The organism is Nocardia sp. NPDC057440 (genome assembly GCF_042802915.1).
GTDB lineage: Bacteria > Actinomycetota > Actinomycetes > Mycobacteriales > Mycobacteriaceae > Nocardia.
Genome location: NZ_JBHVDF010000005.1, coordinates 1 through 13,444 on the forward strand (window position 1 = coordinate 1; position 13,444 = coordinate 13,444).

Consider the following 13,444-nt stretch of genomic DNA (forward strand, 5'->3'; position numbering starts at 1 on the left):
TGGCGGCGCGGCAAGCCCGCCCCGCTCAAAGAAGCCGTCGACGAAGCGCTCTACGCCAACGGCGACGTACCCCACAGCGTCGAGCACGTACTCGTGGTGCGCCGCACCAACATCGAGGTGCCATGGACCGAGGGCCGTGACCTGTGGTGGCACGACACAGTCGCGCAGGCCTCACCCGAACACCAAGCACAGGCCTTCGACGCCGAGCACCCGCTGTTCATCCTCTACACCTCCGGCACCACCGGAAAACCCAAAGGCATCCTGCACACCTCCGGCGGCTACCTGACCCAAGCGGCCTACACCCACCACAACGTCTTCGACCACAAAGCCGGACACGACGTCTACTGGTGCACCGCCGACATCGGCTGGGTCACCGGACACAGCTACATCGTCTACGGCCCCCTCGCCAACCGCACCACCCAGGTCGTCTACGAGGGCACCCCCAACTTCCCGGACGAGCACCGGCACTGGCAGATCGTCGAAAAGTACGGTGTCACCATCTATTACACCGCTCCCACCCTGGTCCGGACCTTCATGAAATGGGGTAAAGAGATCCCGGCCGCGCACGATCTGTCGAGCATCCGGCTGCTCGGTTCGGTGGGTGAGCCGATCAACCCGGAGGCATGGCGCTGGTATCGCGACGTGATCGGCGCGGGCTCGGCCCCCATCGTGGACACCTGGTGGCAAACCGAGACCGGCGCCATCATGATCTCCCCGCTGCCCGGCGTCACCGCCGCCAAACCGGGCGCGGCCATGACACCGCTGCCCGGTATTTCGGCGGCCGTCGTCGACGAAGAAGGTAAGCCGGTGCAACTCGGGGAGACCGAGGCCAACGGCTACCTGGTGCTCGACCAGCCGTGGCCGTCGATGCTGCGCGGCATCTGGGGCGACATGGACCGGTACCGGGCCACCTACTGGGAGCGCTACGCCGAGCAGGGTTGGTATTTCGCCGGTGACGGAGCCAAGCTCGACGCCGACGGCGACCTGTGGGTGCTCGGCCGGGTCGACGACGTCATGAACATCTCCGGCCACCGCATCTCCACCGCCGAGGTGGAGTCCGCGTTGGTCGGGCACTCGGGTGTCGCCGAGGCCGCCGTCGTCGGCGCCAGCGACGACACCACCGGTCAGGGCATCGTCGCGTTCGTCATCCTGACCGCCGAGGCCGAGGACACCGGCGCCGCGCTGGTCGACGAGCTCAAGGCGGAGGTGTCGCGCGAGATCAGCCCGATCGCGCGGCCGCGGGAGATCCACGTCGTGCCCGAGTTGCCCAAGACGCGCAGCGGCAAGATCATGCGCAGACTGTTGCGCGACGTCGCGGAGGGCCGCGAACTCGGCGACACCTCGACCCTGGTCGATCCGAATGTTTTCGAGGCGATCCGGTCCAGTCGCGCCTGATCCGTTTCGGGCAAACAGCACATGATAGGGCCGGTGACGATATTCGTCACCGGCCCTATCCGTTAGAATTGCGTAAGGTGTGCCGGGAAGTCTGGTCGGCATGCGGTCGTGCACTCGAACGCCGATTCGGTGGGATTGTGCGCCCGCAGCCTTGACCACCCTGCCGGAAGGTTTCCCGTGATCACCCAGGTGCGCTCGGAATTGACGCGGTACCTGCGCACCGAAACCGTCGGCGGCGCAATACTTCTCATCGCGGCCGCAACCGCATTGCTGTGGGTGAACTCGCCATGGGGCGCGGGCTATGTGGCGATGACCGAGACGGCGCTGCCCATTCCCCCGCTGCACCTGGATCTGACGCTGGCCGACTGGACCAAGGACGGTCTGCTCACCGTGTTCTTCTTCGTCGCGGGACTGGAGCTCAAACGCGAACTCGTCGTCGGTGAGCTCGCCGATCCCAGACGGGCCGCGCTGCCGATCATCGCGGCGGTCGGCGGTGTCGTCACCCCCGCGCTGATCGCGTTCCTGGTCGGCTTCGGCGCCGAGGGGATGGATCGCGGCTGGGCCATTCCGGTGGCCACTGATATCGCCTTCGCGCTGGCCGTGCTCGCCATGACCGGTTCTCGCATTCCGGCCAGCGCCCGGGTGTTCCTGCTCAGCCTCGCGGTGGTCGACGACCTGCTCGCCATCCTGCTGATCGCGGTGCTGTTCACCAGCTCGGTCGCGGTGCTGTGGCTCCTGGCGGCCGCGGCCTGCTTCGGCGGCTGGGCACTGGCCCAGCACCGGCGGATCGGTTCGCCGCTCGTCTATCTGCCGCTGGCCCTGATCGCCTGGTACGCCCTGCACGAGGCGGGCATCCATCCGACCCTGGCCGGCGTCGGGCTCGGCCTGCTGACCCGCGTCCGGCTCGACGAGGGCGAGCACGAAGCGCCCGCCACCCGGCTCGAGCACCTGATCCAGCCGATCTCGGCCGGGCTGTGCGTGCCGCTGTTCGCGCTGTTCGCCTCCGGAGTTCCGCTGGACGGCAAGGTCTTCGGGCAGTTGTTCACCGACAGACTGTCTCTTGCCATCATTCTCGGGCTACTGCTCGGCAAGACCATCGGCATCTTCGGGATCAGCTGCCTGGCAATCCGGTTCGGCGTCGCCGAACGCCCGGCCGATCTCGGCTACCGCGACATGTTCGCACTGTCGGTGCTCGGCGCGATCGGCTTCACCGTTAGCCTTCTTGTGGCAGAACTCGCGCTGGCCGACGTCGGAGACGGCTCCGCGGTCGAATTGGCGAAGGCAGCGGTGTTGGTGACATCAATGGCGGCGTCGCTCGCCGGTTCGGCGCTACTGTTGCGGCGTGGGCGTGTCCACCAAGCGCGTCGTGACGCACGTGCGCTACAACCAGAAGAGTGAGGCCGAGGCAGTGTCGGGACAGGGAGAAGGGTCGACCAAGTGAGTTTCACAGACGGCGGTAACGGAAACGGCGCAAGGCGCGACCGCACGGTCACCTCGATTCCGCTCACCGACGCCAACCCAAACGGGTCGGCCACCTTCGGCAGCCTGGTCCGGGACGCGACCGAACAAATGTCGACACTGGTGCGCGCCGAGGTAGAACTGGCAAAGGCCGAGGTCACCGGCGAGATCAAGAAGGGGCTGCAGGGCAGCGTCTACTTCATCCTCGCGCTCACCGTGCTGCTGTTCAGCACGTTCTTCTTTTTCTTCTTCCTCGGCGAGCTGCTCGATGTCTGGCTGGCGCGGTGGGCAGCGTTCCTGATCGTCTTCCTGCTGATGGTCGTCGCGACTGCGGCGCTGGCCGGACTCGGCTATCTGCGAGTGAAGAAGCTGCGCGCGCCGGAAAAGACGATCGATTCGCTGAAGCAGGCCCGCACGGTGTTGCCGAGCGGCTTCGGCTCCAGCGCGCACGAGGAACAGCTCTCCCTCGACAAGCCTCGCGGCTGAGGCGACCGCCGGGGCCGCCGATCAAGCGGCGCCTCGGCCGGTACAGGCCGGTCGGCGGACGCCGACCGGCCGCGCCGACTAGGCGGTACCGCACGCCGACCACTAGGCTCGATCGGCGTGTCGTCGAACTCATTTCCGGATCCGTCCAGCGTCCGTTTCGACGGACCGTGGACGCATCGGGACGTTCATGCCAACGGCATTCGATTCCATGTCGTGGAGGCCACTCCTGACCGTGCGGATGCGCCGTTGGTCGTGCTGCTGCACGGCTTCGCGGACTTCTGGTGGTCCTGGCGGCACCAGCTGACCGGGCTCACCACACTCGGCTACCGGGCGGTGGCGGTGGACCTGCGCGGCTACGGCGACAGCGATAAACCACCGCGCGGCTATGACGGCTGGACGCTCGCGGGTGATGTCGCCGGGCTCATCCGGGCACTCGGCTACACCGAGGCCACCCTCGTCGGCCATGCCGAGGGCGGGCTGGTGTGCTGGACGACCGCGGTGCTGCACCCGCGACTGGTGCGTTCGATCGCACTGGTGAGCTCGCCGCATCCGGCGGCGCTCAAGAGCGCGGTACTGCGGGACGGCCGCCAGCGCAGAGCCTGGCTGCCGAACTTCCTGCGCTATCAGCTGCCCAGATATCCCGAGGGCCTATTGACCGCTCGGGACGGCTTCGAGGTCGAGCGGCTGTTGCGTCAGCGCGTCAGCGGATCATGGTCGAGCACGGCCGAATTCGTCGACACCGCACGTCGGATGCGCTCGGCCATCCAGATCCCGGGTGCCGCGCACTGTGCGCTGGAATACCAGCGCTGGGCCTTCCGCAGCCAGTGGCGTCCCGACGGCAGGCGCTTCATGGCGACCATGCGCGTGCCCATCGACATCCCGGTGGTGGCCATGCACGGCGAACTGGACAACTACCTACTGAACAGCACCGTCCAGCACGGTCAGCGATGGTCACCACAACGACGCCTGGTCACCATCCCCGCGGCCGGACACTTCGCGCACCAGGAAGGTCCCGAAGCGGTCACCGCGGAATTGGCCAAGTTGCTTGGTTGACGCACACCGCTGATGGCTCACCACACAGGATGGTTTGTCGAGCTCGGGATCTTCGGGGCGCTGGGGCTCAACACCCAGAGCCCATGCGCCCGAACGGCTTCCACTCGAGCAATCCACATGCGGCAAGCACTACCGCTCAACTCAGCACGCAGGCTCCGGTGTGGACCGGACCGGACAATCCCGGCGCGGCATCGACTTGGGCGCGAACCTCGGCGAGGGTAAGGACGTAGCCGGTGTCGTCGTCGGTCACGGCAGCGCCGAAGACGATGCCGAGCACCTCACCATCCGCGTCTACCAGCGGCCCCCCGGAGTTACCGGCCCGGACGAGTCCGCGGACGGTGTAAACCTCCCGCTCGACGGTACCGTCGCGGTAGATGTTCGGCCCTGTCAGATCAAGGGTCTCCCGAACTCGTGCCGCGCTGGCGGTGTATCGACCACCGCCGGGATAACCGAGCACAATCGCGCTCGCCCCCGAACGCGCAGGCGCAGGCGCTTGCGAGACCACCGGCGCGGTAAGCCCCGGCACTGCGAGCACCGCGACATCTGTCGCGGGGTCGAACAGCACCACAGTGGCGTCAAGTGGGCCGCTTATGGCGTCCACCTGAATGCTGGTCGTTCCCGCGACCACGTGCGCGTTGGTCATGACCCGCTCCGGCGCGATGACGAAGCCGGAGCCCTCGAGCGCCCGTTGGCAGCTCGGCGCGACACCGCGGATGCGCAGCACGCTCTGCTGCAACGAGGCCGCGACCGGGCTGGTGAGCACACTCGGGTCGGGCGGTTCGACCGCCGCGATCGGTGCGCGCCCGAACGGCCCGATGACGTCCGGCAGCCCGGAAGTATTGAGCAGCTTGGAGAATTCGTTCGGCAGCCTGCGCAGCCAGTTGGGGGCGACCTCGTTGACGTCGGCGAGCACCCGGGATCCATTGATCGCGGTGGCGATTGCCGGCTGCGAGGAGGAGGCCAGCGGCAGCGCGAGCAGCCATGCCGTGACGAGCACGGCCACGGCCTGCAGCACCGCACCTACCGCGCTGTCGACGCTGCGGGTCAGCGAATGCCGCATGCCGCCGCGCGCGGCCCTGCCGAGCACCATGCCCGCGACCTCGCCGACGATCACCAGCACCACGATCAGCAGCACGCCGGTGAGCACTCTGGCGCGGCCCTCGTCGACGTGGATCAGGATGTGGGGCGCGATCAGAATGCCCGCGACCGCGCCGAGCACGACGCCGAGGAAAGCGAGCGCGGAAGCGACCGCCCCCGATCGCCAGCCCGACGATGCGCACAACAGTGCGAGCAGCACGACGGCGATGTCGAGCCAGGCCGAGGAACTCATAAGGTCATCCCCACTGCAGCCAGCGAAGTTTCGAGGTCACGCACGTCGTTTCGATCCCAATCCCGTTCCCAGCCCGCGGCTTTGAACAGGCCGGCGAGAATACCGCCGGTCAGTCCCCACACCAGCATCCCGTCCACCTGGAACGCGGGGCTCTGGTAGCCGAGACTGCCGCGCACCAGAAAGCGGTTCGCCGGATCGAGCAGCTCGGCGAGCGGCACCCGAACCACCCGTTCGGTCTCGGTCTCGTTCACCACACCGACCGCACGCGGCGTGCGCCAGTAGGCGACCACCGGGGTCACGTCGAATCGGGACGGCGGCACGAACAACTTCGGTAGCACCGCGAGGGGTTCCACACCTTCGCGCTCCAGCCCGGTCTCTTCACACGCCTCGCGCAGGGCAGTGTCGATCGGTCCGGCGTCAGCCGCCTCGACCTCGCCGCCGGGGAAGGCGACCTGGCCGCGATGCTGGCGCATGGTGGACGCGCGCTGGGTGAGCAGCACGTCCGCGTCGGCGGGCAACCCGCCCGGTGCGGTGGGATCCGGTTCCAGTGAGCCGCTGAACAACACGAGCACCGCCGCCTGACGCGGCGCGCTGGTGATCGTCATGGCCCGCCGCATCGCACGCGCCAACGACAGGGTGTCGGTGGCATCGGTGGTCGGCTCGGTCGCCTTACGCAGCCAGGCCGGAATGTTTTCCGGTGTGGGAGTCGTCACGCCGCGACTCCCAGTTCGTTCGCGACGGTGTCGGCGATGTCCTCGACGTCATCGAACGGGCGCACGATCGCCTTCGCGACCGAACCGTCGGCGCGTAGCAGCACCGACACCGGCAACACCGCGGGCACTCCGACGGCGTTACGCACCCTGGTACCCGCGTCGAGCACTCCAGGCAGAGTCACCTTCAGGTCGGCCAGCAGTGCGAGCCCCCTCGCCTCATCCGGATCGCTGTGCACGGTCAGCACGGTAATCGCGTTCCCCGCTCGTTGGGCGTACTCCTGCAGATACGGCAACTCTTCGGCGCACGGCCCACACCAATACGCCCACAGATTCAACAGTGCGGGCTTGCCCGCCAGTGCGGCGGCCACGTCGATGGGTTTGCCGTCGGCGAGACAGCTCAGCGTAATTCCGGCGAGCGGGCCGTGCCCGACCGCGTCCGCCGCGGGGTGTGGGCACGATGCCAGTCCGGCGGCGGCCCGCAACTGCTCGGGAACGGGTGCGCTCGGAGGGACCTGCGCGCCGTCGACCGAAGTGTCCTCGCCGCCGCGCGGCCACAGCGCGACGGCGAGTGCCACCGCGGTGATCAATCCGGCCAATGCCAAGCGTGCCGCGACAGGCACCTGCCTCACCGGCCCACCAGCTCGAGCAAGTGCTCCGCCTCCGGACCCTTCACGAGCTTCGCCGCGGCCTCCGGGTCGGTCGGCCCGGCCCCGAACGCGGGGCAATCCTTCGCCAGCACGCACACACCGCAGGCCGGCTTGCGGGCATGGCACACCCGGCGTCCGTGGAAGATCACCCGGTGCGACAGCATCGTCCAATCCTTGCGCTCGATCAGCGCTGCGACGATGTGCTCGACCTTCACCGGATCTTCCTCGGCGGTCCAACCCCAGCGCCGCACCAGACGGCCGAAATGGGTGTCGACCGTGATTCCCGGCACGTCGAAAGCATTGCCCAGAATGACGTTCGCTGTCTTGCGGCCGATGCCCGGCAACTTCACAAGTTCGTCGAGAGTGTGAGGCAATTCACCGTCGTACCGTTCGACGAGCGCCTGCCCGAGGCCGATCAGCGAGCTCGTCTTGTTACGGAAGAAACCGGTCGGGCGGATGTATTCCTCCAGCTCGGCGCGGTTTGCCTCGGCATATGCGCGCGCGTCCCGGTACTTCGCGAACAGCGCGGGTGTGGTCAGGTTCACGCGCTCATCGGTGCACTGCGCGGAAAGTATTGTCGCGACGGCCAATTCGAGCGGTGTTGTGAAGTCCAGCTCACAATGCGCATCAGGAAATGCGACCGTGAGAGTGCGGTACATCCGACGGGCCCTTCGAACAAGACCGAGCTGAGTTTCCGCTTGTCGGGCCCGGTTTTTCCGTTTCGGAACCGCGACCGTCACCGGCGGCGCATCGGTTGCCGCGGCGGCAGGCGAAGGCCCGCTCATGGCAGCGGTGGAGGGGGAGACACGCACCCGTCCACCATACGGAACCACCCCACAACGGTGCCCGATCAGATCAGCTGCCGTGTTCCATCTGAGACCTGAGCCGTGTTTACTGCTCGATATGCAAGGACTCGCTGTGGTGCTCTTCCCAGTGCTGTTGATGCTGTTCGCACTGGGCATGGAGCGGGTCGAGAATCGGCTCCGAAAACTTCTCGAACCCGACGAAGAGGTTCAGCAGTACCTGGATAAGGCCAGCAACCCCGAGGTGAAGGAGCTGACGAAGCTCGGACTGCCGACTGCGGTGGCACGGATGCGCAAGCGCCGGTCCCGTGAAGAAGAACTGGACGTCGCTCGCGCTAGCTGAGCAAGGGACCCAACCCCCTACCGGCGCGCCGCGCAATCCACTCGTTACGTGGTGTCTGTCACTGCGCTGCCCCGATGCCGCGTAGACTGCGCTGTTGGCCGAATCGCTTCGGTCCAGGACAGAGCCATTTCCCATAAGGAGCACATTCGTGGACGAGGCCCTCGCCAGAGCAGGCATCTTCCAAGGCGTAGAGCCCACCGCGGTAGCGGCTCTCGCCAAACAACTGCAGCCCGTGGATTTTCCGCGCGGCCATGTCATTTTCAACGAGGGCGAACCCGGCGACCGGTTGTACATCATCACGTCCGGCAAAGTGAAGATCGGACGACGTTCCCCGGACGGCAGGGAAAACCTGCTGACCATCATGGGTCCGTCCGATATGTTCGGTGAGCTGTCGATCTTCGACCCCGGCCCGCGCACCTCGACCGCAACGACCGTGACCGAAGTCCGCGCGGTCACCATGGACCGTGACGCACTCAAGTCCTGGATCGACCAGCGGCCGGAGATCGCCGAGCAGCTGCTTCGGGTTCTCGCTCGGCGGCTGCGTCGCACCAACAACAACCTCGCCGACCTCATCTTCACCGATGTTCCCGGCCGGGTCGCCAAGGCGCTGCTGCAGCTGGCTCAGCGCTTCGGCACCCAGGAGGCGGGCGCGCTGCGGGTCACCCATGACCTCACCCAGGAGGAGATCGCCCAGCTGGTCGGCGCTTCCCGCGAAACCGTGAACAAGGCGCTGGCCGACTTCGCGCACCGTGGTTGGCTGCGGCTGGAGGGCAAGAGCGTGCTCATCTCCGACTCCGAGCGGCTGGCCCGGCGCGCGCGCTGAGCCTTCCCCTCGGGCAGCTCGATACGTCACCTGGGCGAACGCCGGGATCGAGTCGTAACCAATGCTCTGCTGTTGCGACTGGATCCTGGCGTTCGCCCGGGTGACGTTCCGCCCTCAGGCGTGCTGACTGCGCAAATACTCCAGCTGCGCCTGCACCGAGCTGCGGGCGGCCAGCCACAGTCGCTTGTCGACGTCGGCGTAGACCTTCCGCACCACCGCCATCGCGCCCGCGTCCGGTCCGAGCACCCGCAGTGCTTCGCGCACCTGCTCGAGGCGTTCGTGCCGATGCGCGATGTAGTACCTGACGACCGGCTCCAGATCCGGATGATCCGGTCCGTGCGCGGGCAGCAGTGCGCGCCCCGCGCCCATCTCTACCAGCCGATCCAGCGAGTTCAGATAGTCGGCCAGGGTGCCGTCGCTGGAATCGAGCACCGTGGTGCCGCTGCCGAGAATGGTGTCACCCGTCAGCACCGCATCGTCGAGGACGAAACTCACCGAATCGAGAGTGTGTCCCGGGGTGTCGAGGACGGTGATGCGCAGTCCGGCCGCCTCGATCACCTCGCCGTCGACCAGCGTCGCCTCGGAGTCATGCAGGAACTCGGCCGTCTTTGCCCGCACCGGAGTACCGGTGAGCTCGACGAGACGGTCGATGCCACCGGTGTGATCGTGATGGCGATGGGTGATCAGCGTGAGGACGATATTGCCCTCGGTGACCCGGGCGATGGCCTCGCTGTGCGCTTTGTCCTTCGGCCCCGGGTCGACCACCACATAGCCCGACCCACCCGGTGCGCGCAGAATCCAGGTGTTGGTGCCGTCCAGGGTCATCTGCCCAGGATTGTCCGCGAGCAGGACCGCCGCGGTCGGCGTGACCTGCCGCAGCTGTCCGTACGCGGGATGAGTCAGCGTCGTCATCGGATTACCCCAGTCGATCGAAATTGGTGTTCCGAGAACCTGTTTAACGCACCTCGACGATTATCTCGACCTCGACCGGGGTGTCCATGGGCAGCTCGGAGACGCCGACCGCAGAACGTGCGTGCACACCCGCGTCACCGAATACCTCGCCGAAAAGCTCCGAGGCGCCGTTGATCACCGCGGGCTGGCCCCCGAATCCGGGCGCGGAGGCCACGAACCCGACTACCTTCACAACCCGCACTACCGCGTCCAAACCGACCAGGTCGTGCACCGCCGCGAGTGCGTTCAGCGCACACTGCTGCGCAGCGGCCTTGGCATCCTCGACCGAAACCTCAGCGCCGACCTTGCCGGCTATCGACAGTTTCCCGTCGACGAACGGCAGCTGACCGGAGGTGTAGACGAGCGAACCGGTGCGGACCGCCGGGATATAGGCCGCGACCGGCGCCGCCACCGGGGGCAGGGTCAGTCCGAGTCGGGCGAGGTTCTTCTCCCACTGGGTCACTGGTCTCGTCCCTTCTCTACTTCGACTTCGGGCGCTTGAGGTAGGCGACGTGCTGCTCGCCGGTCGGGCCAGGCAGCACGGCGACGAGCTCCCAGCCGTCGGAACCCCACTGGTCCAGGATCTGCTTGGTCGCGTGCGTCAAAAGCGGAACGGTCGCGTACTCCCACACGGTCACATCACTCATAGCGGTGAGCGTATAGATGTGCGGGATTCGCCGCGCCCGCGGCACGGTGTCTGCACCAGCCTCACGCACCGCGCCGTCCCACTGTCTGGTACAGAAGGGGCGGTAAACCGACCAGTAGCCCTATCCCTCGGGCGCGATCTCAGAACGGGTTATAGGCTCGCGATCGTGGGAGTACCAACAGCAGTGCCCATTTCGGCGGAGCCGGGGCTAGAAACGGGTTGGCCGCCGCGCGCGGAAAAAGCCCGCTTGCACTACGTGTCGGGAAAAGGGGGAACCGGGAAGTCCACGGTCGCCGCGGCACTCGCGCTCGCCCTCGCCGCGGGTGGGCGGCGGGTACTGCTTGTCGAGGTGGAGAGCAGGCAGTCCATTGCCCAGCTGTTCGATCTGCCACCGCTACCGCCGACCGAAACCAGGATCGCCACCGCTGACGGCGGCGGCGAGGTGGTCGCGCTCGCACTCGATATCGAGCATGCCTTCCTCGAATACCTGGATATGTTCTACAACCTCGGCTTCGCCGGACGGGCGATGCGCCGCATGGGCGCCATCGAGTTCGTCACCACGATCGCACCCGGCCTGCGCGACGTCATCCTGACCGGCAAGATCAAGGAGTGCGTGGTCCGCAAGGACAAGGCGGGCCGGCTCGCCTACGACGAAATCGTGGTGGACGCGCCGCCGACCGGCCGGATAGCCAGCTTCCTCGATGTCACCCAGGCCATGGCCGAGGTGGCCAAGGGCGGGCCGATCGCCTCACAATCCGAGGGTGTTTCGAAGCTGCTGCACTCCGATCAGACAATGATTCACCTGGTCACCCTGCTCGAAGCGCTGCCGGTGCAGGAGACCGCCGACGCGATCGCCGAGCTCACCGCCGCAGATCTGCGGATCGGCGCGGTGATCGTGAACCGGGCGAGCAAAGGTCTACTGCCCGCCGAGGTGCGCGGCAAGGCCGCACAGGGCGATATCGACGGCGACGCCATCGGGGCCGCGCTCACCAAGGCCGGAATCTCGTTGTCCGACCAGGACTTCCAGGGTCTGATCACCGAAACCGTCGAGCATTCGGCCACCCTGCAGGCGCAGGACGACAGTGCTGCCGAGCTCGCCAAGGTCGACGTGTCGCGCCTGTATCTGCCGGCCCTCGCGGACGGCATCGACCTCGGCGGCCTGTACGAATTGGCTGAACATCTGAGCGCGCAGGGAGTCCGATGAGCACGCCGAGCTCGAATGTGGCTGTGCCACTGGATATTTCGAAGATCATTGCAGACCGGACCGCTCGGGTTATCGTGTGCTGCGGCTCCGGAGGCGTCGGCAAGACCACCACCGCGGCGGCGATCGGGCTGCGCGCGGCCGAGCTGGGCCGCAAGGTTGTGGTGTTGACCATCGACCCGGCCCGCCGACTGGCCCAGTCACTCGGCGTCGCCGATCTGGACAACGCCCCGCAGCGGGTGCCACTCGGCCCCGACGCCAAGGGCGAACTGCACGCGATGATGCTCAATATGCGCCGCACCTTCGACGACATGGTGCTCGAGCACACCAGCCCGGACAAGGCCGAGCAGATTTTCGCCAACCCCTTCTACCAAACGGTCGCCTCCTCCTTCGGCGGAACGCAGGAGTACATGGCGATGGAGAAGCTCGGGCAGCTGGCGGGGCGCAAGGAGTGGGACCTGATCGTGGTCGACACGCCACCGTCACGCAACGCCCTCGACTTCCTCGACGCGCCCAAGCGGCTCGGGAACTTCCTCAACGGCAGGATGATCCGGGTCATCATGGCCCCCGGCCGCGGCGTCACCCGACTGGTGACCGGCGCGATGAGCCTGGCGGTGCGCGGTGTGTCCACCATCGTCGGCGGCCAGATGCTCAAGGACGCGTCGAATTTCCTGCAGTCACTGGAATCGCTGTTCGGCGGATTCCAGGATCGCGCCGACCGGACCTACGCGATGCTGTCCAACCCGGGCACACACTTCCTGGTGGTCGCGGCCGCCGAACCCGATGCGCTGCGCGAGGCTTCGTTCTTCGTCGACCGGCTCTCGACCGAACGCATGCCGTTGGCCGGGCTGGTGCTGAACCGGACGCATCCGGTGCTGAGCACGCTGTCGGCCGATCACGCGCTGACCGCCGCCGACCAATTGGCCGAGACCGATCCGATCACCTCGTCGGTGCTGCGCATCCATGCTCAGCGGGTTGCCACCGCGAAGCGCGAACAGCATCTGCTGCACCGTTTCACGGGCGCGCATCCACGGGTTCCGATCGTCTCGGTGACCGCGCTGCCGTTCGAAGTTTCCGACCTGGAAGCGCTGCAAGCGGTCGGAGATCAGCTCACCGGGGCCCCCGCTCCCGAGCCGGTCGTGATATCCGATTGATATATGCCGCTCAACGCCGACCGAGCCCGTTTTCACGGGCTCGGTGGTGTTTCGGCTAGGGACTAGATCGCTACCTGATGCTGACGCTGCGCCTGGAAGAAGTCGGACCAGGAAGTCACCTCAGGGTGCTGCTTGAGCAGCGCACGCCGCTGCCGCTCGGTCATTCCTCCCCACACACCGAACTCGACACGATTGTCGAGTGCGTCGGCCCCACACTGCATCAGCACCGGGCAGTGCCTGCAGATAGTCGCAGCTTTGCGCTGGGCAGCGCCACGGACGAACAGTTGATCGGGATCTACTTCCTTGCATCGCGCCTGGGCTACCCAGGCGATCCTTGCTTCGGCCTGCTCTACGTCCAATCGAGCGATGGGGGTTGTCATGTGCATTTGGTGTGCCCCTTTGCAGTCCGAACACCGGTAAACGGCGCTCCAGAATCGCGTG

16 protein-coding genes are annotated in these 13,444 nt (G+C 66.8%); 8 read left to right on the plus strand and 8 right to left on the minus strand.

What is annotated here, in order from left to right:
* The 4 genes from ACFU4Z_RS11515 to ACFU4Z_RS11530 all read left to right on the plus strand — a co-directional run.
* A partial coding sequence (locus ACFU4Z_RS11515; protein WP_379061700.1) for an acetate--CoA ligase occupies positions 1-1,395 on the plus strand: 1,395 nt, incomplete at its 5' end.
* Positions 1,396-1,575: 180 nt separating this feature from the next.
* Positions 1,576-2,793, plus strand: coding sequence for a Na+/H+ antiporter NhaA (nhaA, locus tag ACFU4Z_RS11520; RefSeq protein ID WP_379062506.1), 1,218 nt, complete (start codon positions 1,576-1,578; stop codon positions 2,791-2,793).
* Positions 2,794-2,832: 39 nt separating this feature from the next.
* The gene (locus tag ACFU4Z_RS11525) at positions 2,833-3,339 is read left to right on the plus strand and encodes a phage holin family protein (RefSeq protein ID WP_379061702.1); all 507 of its coding nucleotides are present in this window, start codon (positions 2,833-2,835) and stop codon (positions 3,337-3,339) included.
* A 117-nt stretch (positions 3,340-3,456) separates the two neighbouring features.
* A complete protein-coding gene (locus ACFU4Z_RS11530) occupies positions 3,457-4,392 on the plus strand; it encodes an alpha/beta fold hydrolase (RefSeq protein ID WP_379061704.1) in 936 nt (311 codons plus the stop codon).
* Between the two features lie 136 nt (positions 4,393-4,528).
* Here ACFU4Z_RS11530 and ACFU4Z_RS11535 read toward each other — a convergent pair whose 3' ends face one another.
* From ACFU4Z_RS11535 to nth, 4 genes are all read right to left on the minus strand, one after another.
* Positions 4,529-5,722: a MarP family serine protease gene (locus ACFU4Z_RS11535; RefSeq protein WP_379061706.1), complete on the minus strand. Its 1,194-nt coding sequence runs from the start codon at positions 5,720-5,722 to the stop codon at positions 4,529-4,531.
* Positions 5,719-6,357 (minus strand): NUDIX hydrolase, encoded by a 639-nt coding sequence (locus ACFU4Z_RS11540; RefSeq protein WP_379062508.1) that lies wholly within the window; start codon positions 6,355-6,357, stop codon positions 5,719-5,721. Before ACFU4Z_RS11540 ends, ACFU4Z_RS11535 begins: the two co-directional genes overlap by 4 nt.
* A 74-nt stretch (positions 6,358-6,431) precedes the next feature.
* Positions 6,432-7,055, minus strand: coding sequence for a TlpA family protein disulfide reductase (locus tag ACFU4Z_RS11545; RefSeq protein WP_379062510.1), 624 nt, complete (start codon positions 7,053-7,055; stop codon positions 6,432-6,434).
* A gap of 5 nt (positions 7,056-7,060) precedes the next feature.
* Positions 7,061-7,867: an endonuclease III gene (gene nth, locus ACFU4Z_RS11550; RefSeq protein WP_379062512.1), complete on the minus strand. Its 807-nt coding sequence runs from the start codon at positions 7,865-7,867 to the stop codon at positions 7,061-7,063.
* 118 nt (positions 7,868-7,985) lie between these two features.
* Between nth and ACFU4Z_RS11555 the strand changes: the two genes are divergently transcribed.
* Together ACFU4Z_RS11555 and ACFU4Z_RS11560 are read left to right on the plus strand one after the other, a co-directional pair.
* Positions 7,986-8,228, plus strand: coding sequence for a hypothetical protein (locus tag ACFU4Z_RS11555; RefSeq protein WP_379061708.1), 243 nt, complete (start codon positions 7,986-7,988; stop codon positions 8,226-8,228).
* 148 nt (positions 8,229-8,376) lie between these two features.
* Complete coding sequence (locus ACFU4Z_RS11560) at positions 8,377-9,051, plus strand: Crp/Fnr family transcriptional regulator (RefSeq protein WP_011206875.1); 675 nt, start codon at positions 8,377-8,379, stop codon at positions 9,049-9,051.
* Positions 9,052-9,165: 114 nt separating this feature from the next.
* Here ACFU4Z_RS11560 and ACFU4Z_RS11565 read toward each other — a convergent pair whose 3' ends face one another.
* The 3 genes from ACFU4Z_RS11565 to ACFU4Z_RS11575 are packed head-to-tail and all read right to left on the minus strand — an operon-like array spanning position 9,166 to position 10,649.
* On the minus strand, positions 9,166-9,963 hold the full coding sequence (locus ACFU4Z_RS11565; RefSeq protein WP_379061710.1) for an MBL fold metallo-hydrolase: 798 nt from the start codon (positions 9,961-9,963) through the stop codon (positions 9,166-9,168).
* A 43-nt stretch (positions 9,964-10,006) separates the two neighbouring features.
* Positions 10,007-10,465 carry a RidA family protein gene (locus ACFU4Z_RS11570; protein WP_379061712.1) on the minus strand — a complete coding sequence of 153 codons (459 nt, stop codon included), beginning with the start codon at positions 10,463-10,465 and terminating at the stop codon, positions 10,007-10,009.
* A 16-nt stretch (positions 10,466-10,481) separates the two neighbouring features.
* Positions 10,482-10,649 (minus strand): hypothetical protein, encoded by a 168-nt coding sequence (locus tag ACFU4Z_RS11575; protein ID WP_379061714.1) that lies wholly within the window; start codon positions 10,647-10,649, stop codon positions 10,482-10,484.
* 183 nt (positions 10,650-10,832) lie between these two features.
* Between ACFU4Z_RS11575 and ACFU4Z_RS11580 the strand changes: the two genes are divergently transcribed.
* Both ACFU4Z_RS11580 and ACFU4Z_RS11585 read left to right on the plus strand, forming a co-directional pair.
* On the plus strand, positions 10,833-11,852 hold the full coding sequence (locus ACFU4Z_RS11580) for an ArsA-related P-loop ATPase (protein WP_379062514.1): 1,020 nt from the start codon (positions 10,833-10,835) through the stop codon (positions 11,850-11,852).
* On the plus strand, positions 11,849-13,003 hold the full coding sequence (locus tag ACFU4Z_RS11585) for an ArsA family ATPase (protein ID WP_379061716.1): 1,155 nt from the start codon (positions 11,849-11,851) through the stop codon (positions 13,001-13,003). The genes ACFU4Z_RS11580 and ACFU4Z_RS11585 overlap by 4 nt, the downstream gene beginning before the upstream one ends.
* 62 nt (positions 13,004-13,065) lie before the next feature.
* Here the strand turns inward: ACFU4Z_RS11585 and ACFU4Z_RS11590 are convergent, their stop codons facing one another.
* Entirely contained in the window at positions 13,066-13,389 is a 324-nt protein-coding gene (locus ACFU4Z_RS11590; protein ID WP_305082794.1) for a WhiB family transcriptional regulator, read from the minus strand.
* Between the last annotated feature and the right edge of the window lie 55 nt (positions 13,390-13,444).

What these genes read in the sequence shown, in the direction of transcription:
- ACFU4Z_RS11535 (WP_379061706.1), bottom strand. Translation starts at nt 5,722, where the DNA reads ATGAGTTCCTCGGCCTGGCTCGACATCGCCGTCGTGCTGCTCGCACTG.
- nth (WP_379062512.1), bottom strand. Translation starts at nt 7,867, where the DNA reads ATGAGCGGGCCTTCGCCTGCCGCCGCGGCAACCGATGCGCCGCCGGTG.
- ACFU4Z_RS11555 (WP_379061708.1), top strand. Translation starts at nt 7,986, where the DNA reads ATGCAAGGACTCGCTGTGGTGCTCTTCCCAGTGCTGTTGATGCTGTTC.
- ACFU4Z_RS11565 (WP_379061710.1), bottom strand. Translation starts at nt 9,963, where the DNA reads ATGACGACGCTGACTCATCCCGCGTACGGACAGCTGCGGCAGGTCACG.
- ACFU4Z_RS11575 (WP_379061714.1), bottom strand. Translation starts at nt 10,649, where the DNA reads ATGAGTGATGTGACCGTGTGGGAGTACGCGACCGTTCCGCTTTTGACG.
- ACFU4Z_RS11585 (WP_379061716.1), top strand. Translation starts at nt 11,849, where the DNA reads ATGAGCACGCCGAGCTCGAATGTGGCTGTGCCACTGGATATTTCGAAG.
- ACFU4Z_RS11590 (WP_305082794.1), bottom strand. Translation starts at nt 13,389, where the DNA reads ATGCACATGACAACCCCCATCGCTCGATTGGACGTAGAGCAGGCCGAA.